Source organism: Pantoea deleyi (assembly GCF_022647325.1).
Lineage (GTDB): Bacteria > Pseudomonadota > Gammaproteobacteria > Enterobacterales > Enterobacteriaceae > Pantoea > Pantoea deleyi.
This window is the reverse complement of sequence record NZ_CP071405.1, coordinates 15,679-35,041: the sequence shown is the minus strand read 5'-3', so window position 1 is coordinate 35,041 and position 19,363 is coordinate 15,679. Positions and strand designations below refer to the sequence as shown.

Sequence of the window (19,363 nt, the reverse complement as noted above, 5' to 3'; positions counted from 1 at the left end):
ATCTATGCTGCTGGAAATGAAAAACATCACCAAGCGTTTCGGGGCCGTAAAGGCGCTGAATGATGTCAGCCTGCAGCTGGAGGCGGGCGAGGTGATGTCACTGTGCGGAGAGAATGGTTCAGGGAAGTCGACGCTGATGAAGATCCTGTGCGGACTCTATCCGCACGGTGATTTTGAGGGGCAGATCCACTTCTCTGGCGACGAGATTCAGGCGCAGACCATTCGCGATACCGAACGCAAGGGCATCGTGATTATTCACCAGGAGCTGGCGCTGGTGCGGCAGCTGACGGTGATGGAGAACATCTTCCTGGGGGCCGAACTCAGCCGTTTCGGCATGGTGGATGATGAAACCATGACCCTGCGCTGCCAGCAACTGCTGGCGCGGGTCGGGCTGAACGTCTCGCCCGCTACCCGGGTCGGTGAGCTGGGCCTGGGTCAGCAGCAACTGGTGGAGATCGCCCGCGCGCTGAACAAGCAGGTCCGGCTGCTGATTCTGGATGAGCCGACCTCATCCCTGACGGAGCAGGAAACGGAGGTGCTGCTCGGCATCATCCGTAACCTGCGCGAACACGGCATCGCCTGCATCTACATCTCGCACAAGCTGAATGAGGTAAAGGCGATCTCCGACGTTATCTGCGTGATCCGCGACGGTCAGCATATCGCCACCCGACCGGCGGCGGGCCTGAGCGAAGATGACATCATCACCATGATGGTCGGCCGCGAGCTGACCGCCCTCTATCCCCATGCACCACATCAGATTGGCGAAGAGATACTGAAGGTCGAAAACCTGACCGCCTGGCATCCGGTGAATCGCCACATCCGGCGCGTGAATCGTGTCTCGTTCACGCTCAGGCGCGGTGAAATCCTCGGCATCGCCGGGCTGGTGGGCGCGGGCAGGACCGAAACGGTGCAGTGTCTGTTTGGCGTCTGGCCAGGACGCTGGCAGGGCGATATCTGGATCAATGGCCGTCAGGTGAACATCACCGATTGTCGCGCCGCCATTGCGCACGGCATCGCGATGGTGCCGGAAGATCGCAAAAAAGATGGCATCGTGCCGCTGATGGCGGTGGGCAAAAACATCACCCTGGCGGCGCTGGATCAGTTCAGTCACCGGCTCTCCACGCTGGATGAAGCGCAGGAACAGCAGGCGATTAACGAGGCCATCAGCCGGCTGCGGGTAAAAACCTCCTCATCAGAACTGCCGATTGGCCGGTTAAGCGGAGGCAACCAGCAGAAAGCGATTCTGGCGAAGTGTCTGCTGCTGAACCCGCAAATCCTGATCCTTGATGAACCCACACGCGGCATCGACGTGGGCGCGCGTCAGGAGATCTATCTGCTGATCAATGCGCTGGTTCAGCAGGGTATCGCGGTGATCGTGATTTCCTCTGAGCTGCCGGAAGTGCTGGGTCTGAGCGACCGGATTCTGGTGATGCATGAAGGGCAGATCAAAGCCGATCTGATTAACGACAATCTGACTCAGGAGCAGGTGATGGAAGCCGCCCTGCGGAGTGAACATTATGCTTAAAAGTGAAAGTACTCCTGGCCGCCTCTCCGGCACGCCGGGCAAGCCGTCACCGGGCCGATTCACGCTGCCCAACCTGCAGGTTCTGGTGATGCTGGGCGCGATCGTGCTGATTGCGCTGTTCTTTACCTGGACCACCGATGGCGCCTGGCTCAGCGCGCGTAACGTCTCTAACCTGCTGCGTCAGACCGCCATCACCGGCATTCTGGCGGTCGGCATGGTCTTTGTGATTATCTCGGCCGAGATCGACCTCTCCGTAGGATCGATGATGGGGCTGCTGGGCGGAGCGGCGGCCATTTTTGACGTCTGGTTGGGCTGGCCGCTGCCTCTGACCATCGTGGTGACGCTGGTAATGGGGCTGCTGCTGGGCACCTGGAATGGCTGGTGGGTGGCCTACCGTAAGGTGCCCTCGTTTATCGTGACGCTGGCGGGGATGCTCGCTTTCCGTGGCGTGCTGGTCGGCATTACCGATGGCACGACCGTTGCGCCTGTTACGCCGGGCATGTCGCAGATTGGCCAGAGTTATCTGCCGGGCGGCGTTGGTTTCGGCTTTGGCATCGCCGGTCTGGCGCTGTTTATGCTCTGGCAGTGGCGGCTGCGGCTGCGTCGTCAGCAGCTCGGGCTGCCACAGGGCGCAGCCAGCGGCACCGTCGGGCGTCAGGCGATCACCGCTATCCTGGTGCTCGGCGCCATCTGGCTGCTCAATGACTATCGCGGCGTGCCAACGCCGGTGTTACTGCTGGCCGTGCTGCTGCTGGCGGGCATGTTTATGGCGACCCGCACCGCATTTGGCCGTCGCATCTACGCTATCGGAGGCAACATCGACGCCGCGCGCCTGTCGGGCATCAACGTGGCGCGTACCAAGCTGGCGGTGTTTGCCATTAACGGGGTGATGGTGGCAATCGCCGGGCTGATCCTCAGTTCACGGCTGGGGGCTGGCTCACCGTCGGCGGGAAACATCGCCGAACTGGATGCTATCGCCGCCTGCGTCATCGGCGGCACCAGCCTGGCGGGCGGGGTCGGATCGGTGGCGGGGGCCGTTATGGGGGCCTTTATCATGGCCTCGCTCGATAACGGCATGAGCATGATGGATGTGCCGACCTTCTGGCAGTACATCGTAAAAGGCGCGATCCTGCTGCTGGCGGTGTGGATGGATACCGCAACGCGGCGTCGGGTGTAATCGCGCGGGCGATCACATTGTGGCGCAAACAATTTTTTTGCCCCTTTCAGCCGTGTTATGCAATGCGCTGAGGATTTCAGGGAACGCGCCACCATGCATGAGAAACGTTATCGCATTACGCTGCTGTTTAATGCCAACAAGGTGTATGACCGCCAGGTTGTCGAAGGCGTCGGGGAGTATCTGCAGGCGTCCCAGACTGACTGGGACATCTTCATCGAAGAAGATTTTCGCTGCCGCATCGACAACATCCGGGAGTGGCTGGGTGATGGGGTGATCGCCGATTATGACGATCGCTCCATCGAAACCCTGCTGTCGAACGTCCCGGTTCCGATCGTCGGCGTCGGTGGCTCCTATCATCGGCAGGAAGATTATCCGCCGGTGCACTATATCGCCACGGACAACGCCGCGCTGGTCGAAAAAGCCTTTCTGCATCTGAAAGAGAAGGGGATTAACCGCTTCGCCTTCTACGGTTTACCGGCGTCCAGCGGCAAGCGCTGGGCGCAGGAGCGGGAACAGGCGTTCCGCCAGCTGGTGGGACGCGAGCGCTATCAGGGCGTGGTTTATCAGGGGATGGAAACCGCGCCGGATAACTGGCAGCACGCCCAGAATCGGCTGGCAGACTGGCTGCAGACGCTGCCGCCGCAGACCGGCATCATCGCCGTGACGGACGCGCGGGCGCGTCATCTGCTGCAGGCGTGTGAGCATCTGAAGATTCCGGTGCCGGAGAAGCTTACGGTGATCGGGATCGATAATGAGGAGCTGACCCGCTATCTGTCGCGGGTGGCGCTCTCTTCGGTGGCGCAGGGCTCGCGACAGATGGGCTATCAGGCGGCCAAACTGCTGCACCGGCTGCTGGATAAGCAGCCGCTGCCGCTTCAGCGCATTCTGGTGCCGCCGGTGAAGGTGATTGCCCGGCGCTCAACGGACTTCCGCTCGCTGCGCGATCCGGCGGTGATTCAGGCGATGCACTACATCCGCTTCAACGCCTGCAAGGGGATTAAAGTGGAGCAGGTGCTGGATGCCGTCGGGCTGTCGCGTTCCAACCTGGAGAAGCGTTTCCGGGATGAAACCGGTGATACCATCCATGCGATGATCCACCGCGAAAAACTGGAAAAAGCGCGCGAACTGCTGGCATCTTCCTCGCTCAACATCAACGAAATCTCGCAGATGTGCGGCTATCCTTCGCTGCAGTATTTCTACTCGGTGTTCCGCAAAAGCTACGACACCACGCCGAAAGAGTATCGCCAGCATCACGGGGGAAATGTGCTGTAGCGGAAAGCGCCGGGCGTGAGGTGAGACCAGCGAATCCGTGCGGCCTGCGGCACTAGAGCAGCCGCTGCTCACTCTCCTCGATCACCGCCAGCGCCAGGCCGTTGGCCGGATCTATCCGGCTCTCAGGAAAGTGCAGCTGCGTGTGTGCCGCGGTAAAGGCCAGCGTGTTGCTCTGGGCCGTTTTGCGCACCGCCTTGCAGAATGTTTCACTGACGTTCCACGGGCAATCGATGATGATGGTCGCCGGATTGAGCAGCAGCATGATCTGACTCAGCGCGGCCCCCAGAAAGCCGCCTGCCTGCGTCATCACCTCATCCACCACGCGCGCCGCACTGTCCCGGCTCTGCCAGTTCAGGCCAGGCTGGCGCTGCGCCAGCTGCTGGTTAACGGCAGGCTGGCTGATCAGCGCTTCCAGACAGCCGCGACGGCCGCAGCTGCAACGCGGGCCGCCAGGCTGAACGATCAGATGTCCCGCCTCTCCCGCCGTCCAGCTGTGCCCGGTAAACACGTCACCCTGCTGGATCAGTGCGCCGCCAATCCCCTCCGAAATGCGCAGATAGAAGTGGCCGCTCTCAGTGGGTAATCCACACTGCGCCACCGCCAGCAGCGCCGCCGCTTTGACATTATTCATAATGCGAATTGGCAGCTGGATCTGCCGGCGCAGCGAGGTCAGCAGGTCAACGTCCTGCCATTCCAGCGGCAAAGAGATATGCATCCAGCCACGCCGGGGATCGACGATACCGGGAAAGCCCAGGCCAATGCCGAGCAGGTGAGGATAACGTTCGGTGAGCTGACGGCAGAGCGTGGCCAGCTCGGCCAGTAATCGGGTCGGGTTGCTGGTATCGGTTCGCAGCGTCTGTTCCGCCAGCACCTGAGAAAAGTAGTCACAGACCCGCCAGTGGATAACGTTGCGCTCCACCATTACGCCTGCGCTCTGCAGTTTTTCCGGCCGCAGCCTGATGCCGATCTTGGGCCGCCCGGCAGCCGCGACGCTGACCGGCCCCAGCTCCTCTATCAGCGCCTGCTCCAGCAGGTCGTCAATGATTAACGACACGGTATTCTTGCTGAGCGCCAGCGCCTCCGCCAGCTCCTGACGCGACGTCACGCGCTGTTTACGCAACCGGGCCATCACGCGTTTCTGATTATTCAGTCGCAGTAGTGCAGGGCCTTTGCCGTTCGTTTTCATCACGGGTTCACCCAACAGAGGAGTAAACATTGAGTTTATCAGCCCCTGTGCGTTCTTCACCCCACACTTTTGCGGCCTGTTTCACACAACGGGATCGCCCCTGACCGGGAGCGTGACCGCGATCGGATCGCCCCTCAGCCTGCGGTCCCGGCAGATCCGGCACGCGGTTGCTGTGAGCCAGCCGCGTTATCCGGCGACGCGAAGCGCGCGCAATCGGGAGGCAACAGCCCGCAACGCACTGCGCCCCGCGGTCCCGGCGGGAATTAATATTCGTCGCCGCGCACCCGACTGCGATAGCTTTCCCAGTCGAAGCGGACCCACAGGCTGTTGCCGAGGCGCATACGGTCCATCACGCGCTCACCCAGCAGGGCATTCATGCCCGCATGATCGAGGTTAGAGAGCATGCCGGTCGGGCGTTTCGACGAGGAGCGGCGGTCAACGATCTGGTTGATAATCACCTTCTCGTAGCGCGATTCGCTCTGCATACCAATCTCATCGATGACCAGCAGATCGACGCTGCTGAGATCCTGAATCAGCCGCTCTTCGGTGATGCCGCTGCTGCCGCTGAAGGTGCCCTTCATGCTCGACATCAGGTCGGCGACCGTCACGATCAGAACGCTTTTCCCACGCAGGATCAGGTCATTACCAATTGCGGCGGCCAGATGGTTTTTACCGGTGCCGGGACGGCCTGAAAAGACGAAGCTGGCGATGCTGCCATCGAACTCAGCGGCGTACTGACGCGCCAGCTCCAGCGCTTTGCGCTGCCCCTCGTTTTCGACCCGGTAATTATCAAAGGAGCAGTTCATATGCAGTTCGCGAATGCCGGAACGGCCCATCACGCGCTGCATTTTCATGGCGCGGTTCTCACGCACAATCGCCTCTGAACGCAGGCGACCCTGCTCCTGGTTCCACGCCAGCAGCTCTTCACCATTGGCGAATTTTGGCCGGGTACCGGCGGGCATCATTTTTTTCAGACGGTTAAAGAGATCGTCGGGCGTTTTCATTATTCACCTCGGAAACCATCGGGAATAGTACGGTCAGGATCGGGCAACTGCGTGATATCACGCTTCGGCTGCCCGCCGCTGGCGACGCGATTCATCTGGATGCTGCGCGCCAGCTTCTGCTGCCACTGCACATGGTGGAACATCCGGCCTTCCGCCTGCCAGTAGGCGACAAAGGCCGCCAGCTCGCCGGGCGTCACCGGTTCACTCAGCGCCACGCCCCAGATCGCGGCCTGGCGTGTAAAGTCGGCATCCGGCTGCCAGCCCGGATACATGGCGAACTTCCCGGCCGGCGTATGGACAGGCGCGGGCGTATCGTCATACAGGCTGTCATCCAGCGCCACATCGTTCGGCTGCCGGGCGGCGGCTTCCAGCGCCAGCAGCTCGGCCAGACGCGCCGGGGTGATGGCATACATCACCGGCGCGTAGTTATCTAACACCGCCAGCGTGCCCTTTTCCGCCTGCTGCAGGGCAGTCAGCGGATCCTGTCGGAAGGCATCCAGGCCAATGAGCGTTGAAGTTAAGATTTTAGCTGACATGAAAAGACCTGAGGTTAACAAACACCTTGCGCCGGGAAACGGTCGCCGGCGCAGAAGGGGTTATTGTACCTTTTTTAACGAGGGGGATCGCTTAAAAAGGGCCGCGATCAGTGTGAGGCGGCCGGAGAGGCGGCATGGCGGGCCGGTGCGGATTCCGCGGCCCGCAGGCGGATGGCGGCGGCAGCCGGACGGGTTTGCCATAAATAGCGAACCGAAGCGAGCCAGCAGAGGCTGTATCCCAGCAGTTCGGTGCCCTCTTCGGCCATGTTTTTTACCACGCGGTTGTAATCGCCCAGCATCAGGTGCTGCCACAGCGCATGAATTCCAAACAGCCGTGAGAAGACCAGGACTACCAAAAAGCCGGAGGCCATCACCGGCCAGCTGCGATGCTGCACCAGCGCCGCCAGCCCCTTTACGGTCTGTTTCGGTGTGCGCAGCGCCACGGCCAGTGAGCCTGCCGTCACGGCCAGCGCAAACCAGACCCAGCTGCCGTGCTGAATCGCATCAAACGCGAAATCAAGCTCGCGGATCAGCATGCAGCTGTAGAAACCCGCGACTAAGGTCAGCGCGCCACGCTGACCGGCGCGGCGACGGGCCGCAATGAAAAACAGCGCGGCGATGATCGCCAGCATCAGTTCCTGGGTGGTTTCCGTAAAAGAGGTTTCATGCAGGGCGTCGTTCATCCAGGCGACATCAACGTAGACAGGTACGATTGTCAGGGCAAGAACCAGAGCGGCCAGCAGGAAGACCACGATTTCGCGGCCAATAATTGTCAAATCGTTGCGCATAATGTTACCGGTATAATGATTAGCGGGCTCATTATATTTTAATCGTCCGGCCGCCTTTCTCTTTTTATGCCCCGTTCAGAAGCTGGCGCTGAAGCCAAAGCTGTAGAGTTGCTGCTCCTCATTATTCAGCGCTTCGCTCTGCGAAAAGGCGGCAAAAGCCGCCAGATTATCGTTCAGGGGCAGCTGCGCACCGATGCTGAGATCGATGCCATCGCTCTGTTCTGAGCCGTTGGTGGTGTCGCGCCCGACGCTCTGCGGCGTATCCGCCAGGAAATAGTGATAACTTACCTGCGCCCAGGGCGCTATCCATCCCTGCTGCGAGTCGATACGCCAGCCGACGCTGGCGCTCTGTTCGCGGCTCTGCGGATCGCTGTAGTCGCACTGCAGGCAGTTCGTCTGCTGCGGATCAACCGCATACTGCGCCACCGGCCCGGTGGTGAAGGAGGCGGAAAGGGGGAGATCGATGCCCGCCCGGTAGCGTTTTCCCAGCGGCGTGGTGCCCGTGCTGCCAGTTTCACTGTGCAGCGCGATCGGCGAAGCGGTGGGAGAGTTGATTGCGGCCTCAAACAGCGCGCGGCTGTCATCGCTGAAGGCCAGGGGCGTCAGGGCGATTTTTTCGGCCAGAATCGTGTCGTAGTCGGGCAGCAGATCGGTGTGCTGAGGCGCAGGAGCGCCTCCGCGGGCAAACGTCGGTTGCGATAAGAGTAATAGCCCTACAGCACAGCAGGTCCGCAGACCTTTTCCACCGCTTTCTGGCACCATCTTTTCTCCAGGCAGAGCTGAAGTGATTATCCGACGTTCTGAAGAATTTCCCGAGCTGTCTCTGTTATTTACCCGGTGTTCGTTTAACTATCAACCGATTAATTCTAAGATCAAGCGGACCGCTAAAATATTCCCGGCATAAAGGAAAAAAGTGATGCAACGATGTGGTTGGGTAACGCAGGACCCTCTCTATCTGGCTTACCACGACAGGGAGTGGGGCGTGGCGCAGCGAGACAAATACGCGCTGTTTGAGATGCTCTGTCTGGAAGGTCAGCAGGCGGGATTATCCTGGATTACCGTGCTGAAGAAGCGCGAAAATTACCGGAAGGCATTTCACCAGTTTGATCCAGAGGCCATAGCGCAGATGGATGCGGCAGCGATCGACGCGCTGATGCACAACAGCGGGATTATCCGCCATTCGGGTAAAATTGCGGCCATCATTGCCAACGCGCGGGCCTTTCTTGAGATGGAAGCGAAAGGCGAGGATTTCGGCCACTTCGTGTGGCAATTTGTCGATAACGTGCAAATCGTTCACCATTATCCCGATTACCGTCAGGCGCCCACGACCTCAGAGCAGGCCATTGCGCTCTCGAAGGCGCTGAAGCTGCGTGGTTTCAAATTCATCGGCCCGACAATTTGCTACTCCTTTATGCAGGCCTGCGGGCTGATAAACGATCATCAGAGCGACTGTTTCCGCCATCCTGAACAGCAGAAAGGGTGATTCCGGATAAATCAGGATTTTTCTGCACTACATTGTCTGGTAACAGGCGGCATAATCGTGCCACTTATGGGAAAGGTTTTCCCCGGTTTCTCGAATGTAAGGGAACAAAAATGCAGAAGAAATTAATCGCCATTACCCTGTTATTAAGCGGCAGTCTGGCCCTGCCAGGGTGTACCACCAATCCTTATACCGGCGAATCTCAGGCGGGCAAGTCAGGCGTGGGCGCAGGCCTGGGGGCGTTAGTCGGTGCCGGTGTTGGCGTGCTCTCCTCGTCGAAAAAGGATCGCGGTAAGGGTGCCCTGATCGGTGCCGCAGGGGGGGCCGCGCTGGGTGGTGGCGTCGGTTACTACATGGATGTGCAGGAAGCCAAACTGCGCGACAAAATGCGCGGTACCGGCGTCAGCGTGACCCGTAACGGCGATAACATCGTCCTGAATATGCCAAACAACGTGACGTTCGACTCCAGCAGCAGCAACCTGAAACCGGCTGGCGCGAACACGCTGACCGGCGTGGCGTTAGTGCTGAAAGAGTATCCGAAAACGGCAGTAAACGTAGTGGGTTACACCGACAGCACCGGCAGCCGTGCCCTGAACATGCGTCTGTCACAGCAGCGCGCTGAAAGCGTGGCCAGCTCACTGATCACCCAGGGCGTGGCCAGCGATCGCCTGCGCACTCAGGGCGCCGGTCCGGATAACCCGGTTGCGACCAACAGCACCGAAGCCGGTAAAGCGCAAAACCGTCGCGTTGAGATCACCCTCAGCCCGCTGGGCTAATCGCGGTCGCCCCCGCTCGGGGGCGCTCGCTGTGCTGCGAAAGCCGCCGCTGTCGCCCGTCACGTTTCTGTAAACCGGGCCAGCCGAAACATGAGCGTGAAGGGTTCTGAACCACGCAGCCACTCTCCTTCCTTTCTGTAACTGTTCCCTTTTCGCCGTTCAGGCCCGGACACGTTGCGCAATCCCGGCATCATGCCTCTAATCCGGCTGAACAGGTGGCGGAAAACATGATCCGGCTGAGGACCGGCCTGCTGCCGCAAAGGTGGAAGACGTGACAGTCATTTCCGGTGCAGCACTTTTTGCGCCGGGCCTGGCTTGTGCTAGTCTCTGCCTGGTTTCTTATTTCGCAGGATATCTCATGAAAATCAGGCCGCCTCGCGCCACCATCAGCGATGTTGCTCACGCGGCACGAACCGGAAAAACCAGCGTTTCACGCTATCTCAATGGTGAACTGCATCTGCTCTCTGCGGATCTCAAAGCGCGGATTGAGCAGGCCATTGCCGATCTCAGTTACCGCCCGAGCCAGATGGCGCGTGGCCTGAAGCGCGGTCGTACCCGGCTGATTGGACTGATTATTGCCGATATCACCAACCCCTATTCGGTGGATGTCATGAGCGGGATAGAAGCCGCCTGCCGCGAGCAGGGCTTTACGCTGCTGATGTGTAACACCAACAATGAAGTGGATCTGGAACAGCACTATCTGCAACTGCTGAGCAGCTATCAGGTTGAGGGCATTGTGGTGAACGCGGTCGGAATGCGTGAAGAGGTGCTGAATCATCTGCAACAGTCTCTGCTGCCGATGGTCCTGATTGACCGCAAAATCCCCGATTTTCCCTGCGATGTAGTGGGCCTGAATAACGCTGAAGCCGCCGAAACCGCCACGCGCCATCTGGTGGAGAATGGCTATGAGGCGCTGCTGTTCCTCAGTGAGCCCCTGGGCAGCGTCAATACCCGCCGCGAGCGCCTGCAGGCTTTTCGCCAGCTGCTGGGATCGCATCCGCAGGTTGCACATGAAAATGCGGAGGTGCCGCTGCATCAGCCCGCCGCGCTGGATCAGGCGCTGCTGACATTCCGTCAGCGTCACGGCGGCAAACGCTGCGCGGTGATGGTCGCCAACGGCGCACTGACGCTGCAGGTGGCGCGGTCGCTGCAGCGACTCAATCTGCACTGGGGACGCGATATTGGGCTGCTGGGATTCGATGAGCTGGAGTGGGCGGCGCTGGCGGGTGTCGGGATCACCACGCTGAAACAGCCTACCTGGCAGATTGGCTTCAGTGCGCTGGAACGGCTGATTGCGCGCATAGAGGGCAGCGATTTACCGGTCGCCGAACAGGTTTTCTCTGGCGAACTGATCGTGCGCGGCTCCAGCCAGCCGCTGGGCTGACAGGCCGCGTTAAGCTGACGACTGGCCAGAACTTCGCGGGAACAACGGGAACCGGGCAGGCGCAACGGCTATGTCAGCAGAGAATCGGCCGGAAAGGGCGCGGCTGTCAGAGCAACGCCCTGTTCCGTTATCTGCCGTCACTGAACGTAGCGGCATCCCCGGTCAGTCATGAAGTGGATGAAAACATCCTGTATAAAAACGCGCTGCCGCTATTAAAAACGAAAAGCCGGAATATAAAACCCGCCAGGATACATAATGAGTGAGGGGGTGCCCGGTCTCCAGCAGGCGTTTGCTGCATCGATCCATGAACCCCGGTTTTTCCCGGCAATATTTACCGTATTATTGGATTCGCGTAATCCGTTTAAATTCATCGCACCTGTTACACGTTCTGTCTGTGGTCGTGTTAATTCTTTCATTGCTTAATTTCCTTATCTGCATCCGTGTAAACGGATATTTTCAATAACCCGTTCTAAGGGTTCCTGCCTGAGTGTATCGCCTGTTAATAAGGTGACACGCAACGCCGCATCCTCTTTTTTCAGCGCTATTCTTTCTGGTGCTCTCTTTTCCCACAGGCCGCAGGCCGCATAGGCTTTCGCTTCAGGCGTGGCGTCAGAGGCACCCAGCACCTTTTGAAACAGGGTTACGGCACTGTGATCGGATAATGCTTTTTCGTATATTAATTGTTGTGGCATTTTCTTTGCCACGAATCCATTAAAGCCGAGGGAAAACAGATTAACGGCAGCGAGTGCGTTTTCCGTTTCCTGAGCAGAGTGCGCGAAGGCGGATGTGAAAATGGTCACGGCAGTAAGTAACAGCGATATCCCTTTCATGGGCAAAGCGTCCTTTTCCTCTTTATTGTCAGACTATAATAAAATTTCCCGCCCGGTTAAATAAAAAATACACAGACGCCCGCTATGTTTTTTATTAATTACGCTGAAGCGTTAATCAGTATTGTTATCGGAATAACCGTTTATGCCCGCCAGAAAACAGCAGTAGCATTCAACAGAAAAATAAATAGAATTCTCGTCCTGTTTACCTGCCCGCACTGCACTGAAAAATGCACATAGCCTGGGATTTTGCATGATTGTGCTTTATCCCCCCGTTACATGCTCGCTTCGTGAGCACGATCATAAATTCACAGTTTGCTACTTTGCTTTGGAACCGGTTCCATTTAGGGTTTTTCTATTCGTTATGGGCAGAAACCTGCCATGGAGTAGAACATGAATCCTGACATTATCGTGGTGACCGCCGCCTATGGCCACGCCCGGATCGCCGCGCTCGGCGGTCAGCGTGCGCTGCTGCCGATTATCCAGCAGGCGGGCGCTGACGGGGTCGAAATTCGTCGCGAGCTGCTTGATGATGCGGCCCTCGCGACGCTGCCATCGCTGGCGCAGGCGGTGGCGGAGCATCAGCTGCATACCAGCTATTCGGTGCCCGATACCCTGTTTTGTGACGGCGGCGAAATCAATCCCCGCATAACCCACTACGTTGAAGAAGCACGCCAGTTAAACGCGCAGCGACTGAAACTGGCGCTGGGCGAGTTTACCGGTGCGCTGCCACGCGACACGCTGCAGGCCCTGCTGGCCTCGCTGCCGTTTCAGCTGACGATTGAAAACGATCAGACCGAACAGGGCCGGCTGGCCCCGACGGTGGCATTTTTCACGGCGGTCAGGGCGGCCGGGCTGGCCATTACCATGACCTTCGATATGGGGAACTGGTGCTGGACCGGCGAGGATGCCGGCCAGGCGGCGGCATTGCTCGCCGCGCAGGTGGGCTATGTGCATGTTAAAGCCGCGGTGCCGCATCAGCAGAGTTTCCGGGCGATTGCGCTGGATGAGGCGGACGATCGCTGGCGTGCCCTGCTGCAACAGCTCCCGGCCACCGCGCCGCGCGGAATTGAATTCCCGCTGGAAGGCGACGATCTGACTGCGGTGACACGTCACTATGTGTCGCTGCTGCGTAACGTGTAAGGAGTAAAGATGACAACGCATCACACTATGCATCACAACGGTCCACTTGATGTTGTCACTATTGGTGAGGCGATGGCGATGTTCGTCGCCCGTGAAACCGGCGACCTGGCCGCAGCAGAGACCTTTGTGAAACGTGCCGCGGGCGCGGAGCTGAATGTCGCGACCGGCCTGGCCCGTCTTGGCCTGAAAGTGGGCTGGGTCAGCCGCATCGGCAATGACGCCTTTGGCCGGTTTATCTGCCAGCAGCTGGAAAAAGAGGGGATCGACCACGCCCGGGTGACGGTCGATCAGCGCTACCCCACCGGCTTTCAGCTGAAGTCCAAAGTCGATGACGGTTCCGATCCGCGGGTGGAGTATTTCCGCAAAGGCTCGGCCGCCAGTCATCTGTCGGTGGCGGATTTCGACGCGGACTATTTCGGTTCGGCGCGTCATCTGCACCTCAGCGGCGTCGCAGCGGCGCTGTCAGAGAGTTCGCTGGAACTGCTGAAGCACACCGCCAAAGAGATGCGTTCACGCGGAAAAACGATTTCGTTTGACCCTAACCTGCGGCCGGTGCTGTGGCGCAGCGAGGAGGAGATGCGTAAGCAGCTCAACCTGCTGGCAGAGTACGCCGACTGGGTGCTGCCAGGCGAAAAAGAGGGACTGATCCTCACCGGCTATCGTCAGCCGGAAGCGATCGCGGATTTCTATCTCGACAAAGGCGTGAAAGCCGTCGTGATAAAAACCGGGTGTGACGGCGCCTGGTATAAAACGGCCCAGGGTGAGCAGGGCCAGATGGCGGCGGTCAGGGTTGAGAACGTGGTGGATACCGTCGGGGCGGGCGATGGTTTTGCGGTAGGGGTCATCAGTGCCCTGCTGGAAGGTCAGTCACTGCCACAGGCGATCCGTCGCGGCAACAAAATTGGTTCGATGGCGATTCAGGTTATTGGTGACAGCGAAGGTCTGCCGACGCGTCAGCAACTGGGCGACGTGTAGTCCGCGCCCCCTCTACAGACACAGGAGTTCCCGATGAAAAAGCAGACAATCGCGCCAAAACGGTGGTGGTTCATCATGCCCATCGTGTTTATCACCTACAGCCTGGCCTATCTCGACCGGGCCAACTTCAGCTTCGCTTCTGCTGCCGGGATTAATGATGATCTTGGCATCACCAAAGGCATGTCCTCGCTGCTGGGGGCGCTGTTCTTCCTGGGCTACTTCTTCTTCCAGATCCCGGGTGCGATCTACGCCGAACGCCGCAGCGTCAAGAAACTGATTTTCTGGTGCCTGATCCTGTGGGGCGGCTGTGCCTCCCTGACCGGGGTGGTCAGCAACATTCCGATGCTGGCGGCAATCCGCTTTATTCTGGGCGTGGTCGAAGCGGCCGTGATGCCGGCGATGCTAATCTACATCAGTAACTGGTTTACCAAATCGGAGCGCTCACGCGCCAACACCTTCCTGATCCTGGGGAACCCGGTAACGGTGCTGTGGATGTCCGTGGTTTCCGGCTATCTGATCGAATCCTTTGGCTGGCGCGAAATGTTCATCATCGAAGGGATTCCGGCGGTGATCTGGGCGGTGGCCTGGTGGTTCCTGGTGCAGGATAAGCCTTCGCAGGCGCGCTGGATGAGCGATGCCGAGAAAGCGGCGCTGCAGGCTGAGCTGCAGAAAGAGCAGGAGAACATCAAAGCGGTGCGCAACTACGGTGAAGCGTTCCGTAACCGCAACGTGATCATTCTCTGCCTGCAGTACTTTGCCTGGAGCATCGGGGTTTATGGCTTTGTACTGTGGCTGCCGTCGATTCTGCGTAACGGGACCCAGATGGGCATGGTGGAGGCGGGCTGGCTCTCAGCGGTGCCTTATCTGGCCGCGACTATCGCGATGGTGGTGGTCTCCTGGGCGTCAGACAAAACCCAGAACCGTAAGCTGTTTGTCTGGCCGCTGCTGCTGGTCGGCGCGCTGGCATTCCTCGGCTCCTGGCTGGTGGGATCGAGCAATTTCTGGATGTCATACACCCTGTTGGTGATCGCCGGTGCCGCGATGTATGCGCCGTACGGTCCGTTCTTCGCCATTATCCCGGAGATGCTGCCGCGCAACGTCTCCGGGGGTGCGATGGCGCTGATCAACAGCATGGGTGCGCTGGGCTCGTTTATCGGTTCGTGGATTGTCGGCTATCTTAATGGGGCAACCGGCAGCCCGGCGGCCTCCTACATCTTTATGGGATCGGCCCTGCTGGTGGCGGTGTGGCTGACGCTGATTGTGAAACCGGCGCAGAACAAAGCGCCGCCGCTGCAGAGTGCAAAACCGGCCTGAAAGCGTAAGCGCTGAAGGGGGCTGACCCGGCGTCAGCCCACCGGCGCAACAATGCGTCTCTGTTTCTCCGGGCGGCCTGCAGGCCGCCCGCTACTTATTGAACGGGAGTGACTGAATGAAACCCGCTGTAATTCTCTATAAAAAACTGCCTGACGATCTCTATGCCCGCCTGGCTGAACAGTGTGACGTGACGGAAATCAGTAACCTCTCGCCAGAAAATCAGCAGCAACACGCGGAGGCGTTCCGGCAGGCCGAGGGGCTGCTGGGATCGGGCGGTAAAGTGAACGGCGACCTGCTGGCAAAAATGCCGAATCTGCGCGTCTGCTCCAGCGTCTCGGTAGGCTATGACAATTTTGACGTCGAGGCGCTCAACCAGCGTAACGTGGTGCTGATGCACACCCCGACCGTTCTGACCGAAACCGTTGCGGATACCATGATGGCGCTGGTGCTGAGCACAGCGCGCCGCGTGCCGGAGCTGGATGCATGGGTCAAAGCGGGCCACTGGCAGAAGAGCATCGGCCCGGCGCAGTTCGGCATCGACGTGCATCACAAAACCCTGGGGATTCTCGGCATGGGCCGTATCGGGATGGCGCTGGCGCAGCGCGCCCACTTTGGCTTTGGCATGAATATCCTCTACAACGCCCGCCGTGAACATGACGAGGCGCAGACACGCTTTGGCGCGCGGCGCTGTGACCTGGAGACGCTGCTGAAGGAGAGTGATTTCGTCTGCATCAGCCTGCCGCTGACTCGCGAAACGCACCATCTGATCGGGGCCGCCGAACTGGCGCTGATGAAGCCGGATGCGGTGCTGATTAACGCCGGTCGCGGGCCGGTGGTGGATGAGCAGGCGCTGATCGCCGCACTGCAGGCGGGCAAACTGCACGCCGCCGGGCTGGATGTGTTTGAGCAGGAGCCGGTCTCTGCCGACTCTCCGCTGCTGTCGCTGCCCAACGTCGTTACTCTGCCGCACATCGGTTCTGCCACCCACGAAACCCGCTACGGCATGATGCAGGATGCGGTGGAAAATCTCATCGCTGCGCTCGGCGGAAGCGTCGATAAAAACTGTGTTAACCCACAGGCGCTGAAGTAATCCTCACGCCTTTCCATTGCGCCCGCCGATGGCGGGCGTTATGGTGGACGCCCGATTCGCTATCACAAATATTTAACCGTTATGTCCTTTTCTCAGTTCGGCGACAAATTTACCCAACATTCCGGCATCTCACGTCTGATGGAAGATATGGGCGCGGGCCTGCGTACGCCTGGCACCATCATGCTGGGGGGCGGTAATCCGGCGCAGATCCCGGCCATGAACGACTACTTTCAGCAGCTGCTGCAGCAGATGCATGAGGAAGGCAAACTCAGCGAGGCGCTGTGTAACTATGATGGCCCGCGCGGCAAGGCGACGCTGCTGGCGTCGCTGGCAGCGCTATTGAGCGAGCAGCTCCGCTGGCCGATCACCGCGCAGAACATCGCCCTGACCAACGGCAGCCAGAGCGCCTTCTTCTATCTGTTTAACCTGTTTGCCGGTCGCCGGGCCGATGGCAGCAAAAAGCGGGTGCTGTTCCCGCTGGCGCCGGAATACCTGGGCTACGCGGATGCCGGCCTGGAAGAGGGGCTGTTTGTCTCGGCGAAGCCGAACATTGAGCTGCTGCCGGAAGGGCAGTTTAAATATCATGTCGATTTCGAACATCTGCCGATGAACGATGAGGTCGGGCTGATCTGCGTCTCGCGTCCGACTAACCCCACCGGCAACGTGATCACCGACGATGAGCTGATGCAGCTCGATGCGCTGGCGCAGCAGCATGATGTGCCGCTGCTGATCGACAACGCCTATGGCGTGCCGTTCCCCGGCATTATCTTCAGCGAGGTCCGTCCGCTGTGGAATCCCAACATCATCCTCTGCATGAGCCTGTCGAAACTCGGCCTGCCGGGCGCGCGCTGCGGCATCATCATCGCTGACGAGAAGACCATTTCCGCGCTGAGTAACATGAACGGCATTATCAGCCTGGCGCCAGGCAGTATCGGCCCGGCTATCGCCCACGAGATGATCGGTCGCGGCGATCTGCTGCGTCTCTCTGAAGAGGTGATTAAGCCGTTTTATCAGCAGAAGGTGCAGCAGACCCTTGCAATCCTGCGACGCTATCTGCCGGAAGATCGCTGCCTGATCCACAAGCCGGAAGGGGCGATTTTCCTCTGGCTCTGGTTCCGCGATCTGCCGATCACGACAGAACTGCTTTATCAGCGCCTTAAGGCGCGTGGCGTGCTGATGGTGCCGGGCCACTTCTTCTTCCCCGGCCTGGAGCAGGCGTGGCCGCACACCCATCAGTGTATGCGGATGAATTATGTGCCGGACGCGGAGAACATTGAGCGGGCGGTGCAGATTCTGGCGGAAGAGGTGGAAATCGCCTGGCGCGACAGCTAATCCTGCGGCTCGCGTAACGACAGCTGGCACCACTGTGCCAGCTGCTGAATCGCCTGTTCCACCTCCCGGTTCCAGCCGAATCCGGCATTGAGCCGGAAGCAGTGATCGTAACGCGGGTCAGTGGCGAAGATGTGTCCCGGCGCAATGCCGATCCCCGCGTTGCGCGCTTTCAGAAACAGCTCGCGGACGTTCAGCGCCTGCCGGGGCATCTCCACCCACAGCACGTATCCCCCTTCCGGATCGGACACCCGGGTTCCCGCCGGAAACTCCCGCAGCACCGACTGGCGCATTTCATGGATCTGCCGCGCCAGCTCGCGCCGCAGCTTGCGCAGGTGAGCGTCATAGCCGCCGCTGCGCAGCAGCTCCGCCACCGCCGCCTGCGACAGCACCGAGGTGCCCATGGTCGAGGTATATTTCAGCGAGGCGATTTTGCGCATGTAGTTGACGCTGTGAACCCAGCCGATACGGATGCCGGGCGCCACGGTTTTCGAGAAGCCGCTGCAGAGAATGGCGTTGGGGCTGAAGGCGCGCATCGGAAAGGGACGCCGCTCGCCAAAGGCGGTATCGCCGAAGATATCATCCTCAATGATCACCACATCGTTTTCATCGGCCTGGCGGGCAATATAGGCTTTCTGCTCGTTGGGAATGCTCTTGCCCAGCGGGTTGTTGACGTTACAGAGGGTAAGAAAGACCCGCACCGCCCGGCGCTGAAACAGCCCGGTCAGCTTCGCCACGTTGATATACCCCTCCGGCCCGGCTTCCACCTCGATCACCCGCAGATTGAGGTTATGCAGCATCTGCAGCAGCACGAAATAGCAGGGCGACTCTACCGCCACCACGTCCCCCGGCTGGGTGGTGGCCCGCAGCGACAGCGAGATCGCCTCGATGCAGCCGTTGGTGATCAGGATATCGTCGGCGCTGATATTGCAGCCGTAATCGACCGCGCGGCGGGCGATTTCCATTTTCAGCGGCGCATAGCCGGTGCCCTTGACCGTATTGCCGAGCAGGGCCGGTTTGCTGTAGCCCATCTGACGCATCAGCAGGCCGATGCGCCTGACCGGATAGAGCGCGCTGTCGCCGTTAGCCAGATCGAGCCGCACCCGGCAGTCTGAGCCGAGCATCGCCAGGTGCAGTTCGGTCTGCTCATCCAGCGGGGCGATGGCGCGCGGCTGTTCGCTGACGGCGGGCAGCTGACGCGACAGGGGCCGCTCCGGCGCAACGAAAAAACCCGATTTGGGACGGGCGACGGCGTAGCGTTCATCCTCCAGCGTGCGCAGGGTTTTCAGCGCCGTGGTAAGGCTGACATTGTACTGGGTCGCCAGCGTGCGCACCGACGGCAGACGACTGTCGGGCGCCAGCGAACCGGCATGAATCGCCTGTTTGATCTGTTCGGCTATCTGGCGGTAACGACTGCGCTGACTCTCCTGTTCCCCGACAACATCGGCCATCTGTTCCACCCCATATCGCGCTGATCTGTGCATATTCAACAGAGTACATTCAAAGTACTTTAGGCTGCATCTCTTAATTATTCATGACGCTAAACAGCCCGGCGGT

19 protein-coding genes are annotated in these 19,363 nt (G+C 59.6%); 11 read left to right on the top strand and 8 right to left on the bottom strand.

Features of this window, described 5'->3' with window-relative positions; translation table 11 throughout:
• Positions 1–4: 4 nt before the first annotated feature.
• From J1C59_RS00170 to xylR, 3 genes are all read left to right on the top strand, one after another.
• Positions 5–1,525 carry a xylose ABC transporter ATP-binding protein gene (locus J1C59_RS00170; protein ID WP_128084232.1) on the top strand — a complete coding sequence of 507 codons (1,521 nt, stop codon included), beginning with the start codon at positions 5–7 and terminating at the stop codon, positions 1,523–1,525.
• Positions 1,518–2,702, top strand: a complete 1,185-nt coding sequence (xylH, locus tag J1C59_RS00165) for a xylose ABC transporter permease XylH (RefSeq protein ID WP_128084233.1) — start codon at positions 1,518–1,520, stop codon at positions 2,700–2,702. The genes J1C59_RS00170 and xylH overlap by 8 nt, the downstream gene beginning before the upstream one ends.
• 93 nt (positions 2,703–2,795) lie before the next feature.
• Positions 2,796–3,974: a D-xylose utilization transcriptional activator XylR gene (gene xylR, locus J1C59_RS00160; RefSeq protein WP_128084234.1), complete on the top strand. Its 1,179-nt coding sequence runs from the start codon at positions 2,796–2,798 to the stop codon at positions 3,972–3,974.
• Positions 3,975–4,026: 52 nt separating this feature from the next.
• Here the strand turns inward: xylR and J1C59_RS00155 are convergent, their stop codons facing one another.
• From J1C59_RS00155 to J1C59_RS00135, 5 genes are all read right to left on the bottom strand, one after another.
• The gene (locus J1C59_RS00155) at positions 4,027–5,160 is read right to left on the bottom strand and encodes an ROK family protein (RefSeq protein ID WP_128084235.1); all 1,134 of its coding nucleotides are present in this window, start codon (positions 5,158–5,160) and stop codon (positions 4,027–4,029) included.
• A gap of 263 nt (positions 5,161–5,423) precedes the next feature.
• Positions 5,424–6,164 (bottom strand): replicative helicase loader DnaC, encoded by a 741-nt coding sequence (gene dnaC / locus J1C59_RS00150; protein WP_128084236.1) that lies wholly within the window; start codon positions 6,162–6,164, stop codon positions 5,424–5,426.
• Positions 6,164–6,700, bottom strand: a complete 537-nt coding sequence (dnaT, locus tag J1C59_RS00145) for a primosomal protein DnaT (RefSeq protein WP_128084237.1) — start codon at positions 6,698–6,700, stop codon at positions 6,164–6,166. The genes dnaC and dnaT overlap by 1 nt, the downstream gene beginning before the upstream one ends.
• Before the next feature lie 107 nt (positions 6,701–6,807).
• Entirely contained in the window at positions 6,808–7,488 is a 681-nt protein-coding gene (locus tag J1C59_RS00140; protein WP_128084238.1) for a hypothetical protein, read from the bottom strand.
• A gap of 75 nt (positions 7,489–7,563) precedes the next feature.
• Positions 7,564–8,250: an autotransporter domain-containing protein gene (locus tag J1C59_RS00135; protein WP_128084239.1), complete on the bottom strand. Its 687-nt coding sequence runs from the start codon at positions 8,248–8,250 to the stop codon at positions 7,564–7,566.
• Positions 8,251–8,404: 154 nt separating this feature from the next.
• Between J1C59_RS00135 and J1C59_RS00130 the strand changes: the two genes are divergently transcribed.
• From J1C59_RS00130 to J1C59_RS00120, 3 genes are all read left to right on the top strand, one after another.
• Positions 8,405–8,971, top strand: a complete 567-nt coding sequence (locus J1C59_RS00130) for a DNA-3-methyladenine glycosylase I (RefSeq protein WP_128084240.1) — start codon at positions 8,405–8,407, stop codon at positions 8,969–8,971.
• A 110-nt stretch (positions 8,972–9,081) separates the two neighbouring features.
• Positions 9,082–9,744, top strand: coding sequence for an OmpA family lipoprotein (locus J1C59_RS00125; RefSeq protein WP_128084241.1), 663 nt, complete (start codon positions 9,082–9,084; stop codon positions 9,742–9,744).
• A gap of 358 nt (positions 9,745–10,102) precedes the next feature.
• On the top strand, positions 10,103–11,128 hold the full coding sequence (locus J1C59_RS00120) for a LacI family DNA-binding transcriptional regulator (RefSeq protein WP_128084242.1): 1,026 nt from the start codon (positions 10,103–10,105) through the stop codon (positions 11,126–11,128).
• Positions 11,129–11,340: 212 nt separating this feature from the next.
• Here the strand turns inward: J1C59_RS00120 and J1C59_RS00115 are convergent, their stop codons facing one another.
• Positions 11,341–11,544: a hypothetical protein gene (locus tag J1C59_RS00115; protein ID WP_128084243.1), complete on the bottom strand. Its 204-nt coding sequence runs from the start codon at positions 11,542–11,544 to the stop codon at positions 11,341–11,343.
• 12 nt (positions 11,545–11,556) lie between these two features.
• Positions 11,557–11,958, bottom strand: coding sequence for an MchS3 family protein (gene mchS3 / locus J1C59_RS00110; RefSeq protein ID WP_128084244.1), 402 nt, complete (start codon positions 11,956–11,958; stop codon positions 11,557–11,559).
• A 390-nt stretch (positions 11,959–12,348) separates the two neighbouring features.
• Between mchS3 and J1C59_RS00105 the strand changes: the two genes are divergently transcribed.
• The 5 genes from J1C59_RS00105 (at position 12,349) to J1C59_RS00085 (ending at position 17,809) form a co-directional block, all read left to right on the top strand.
• Positions 12,349–13,098, top strand: a complete 750-nt coding sequence (locus J1C59_RS00105) for a sugar phosphate isomerase/epimerase family protein (RefSeq protein ID WP_128084245.1) — start codon at positions 12,349–12,351, stop codon at positions 13,096–13,098.
• A gap of 9 nt (positions 13,099–13,107) precedes the next feature.
• Positions 13,108–14,073, top strand: coding sequence for a sugar kinase (locus tag J1C59_RS00100; RefSeq protein ID WP_128084246.1), 966 nt, complete (start codon positions 13,108–13,110; stop codon positions 14,071–14,073).
• A gap of 33 nt (positions 14,074–14,106) precedes the next feature.
• The gene (locus J1C59_RS00095) at positions 14,107–15,387 is read left to right on the top strand and encodes an MFS transporter (protein WP_128084247.1); all 1,281 of its coding nucleotides are present in this window, start codon (positions 14,107–14,109) and stop codon (positions 15,385–15,387) included.
• A 115-nt stretch (positions 15,388–15,502) separates the two neighbouring features.
• Positions 15,503–16,477 carry a glyoxylate/hydroxypyruvate reductase GhrB gene (gene ghrB, locus J1C59_RS00090; RefSeq protein ID WP_128084248.1) on the top strand — a complete coding sequence of 325 codons (975 nt, stop codon included), beginning with the start codon at positions 15,503–15,505 and terminating at the stop codon, positions 16,475–16,477.
• Between the two features lie 81 nt (positions 16,478–16,558).
• The gene (locus J1C59_RS00085; protein WP_140917339.1) at positions 16,559–17,809 is read left to right on the top strand and encodes a valine--pyruvate transaminase; all 1,251 of its coding nucleotides are present in this window, start codon (positions 16,559–16,561) and stop codon (positions 17,807–17,809) included.
• Here J1C59_RS00085 and J1C59_RS00080 read toward each other — a convergent pair.
• On the bottom strand, positions 17,806–19,257 hold the full coding sequence (locus J1C59_RS00080) for an aminotransferase-like domain-containing protein (RefSeq protein WP_128084249.1): 1,452 nt from the start codon (positions 19,255–19,257) through the stop codon (positions 17,806–17,808). The genes J1C59_RS00085 and J1C59_RS00080 overlap by 4 nt on opposite strands.
• Positions 19,258–19,363: the final 106 nt, after the last annotated feature.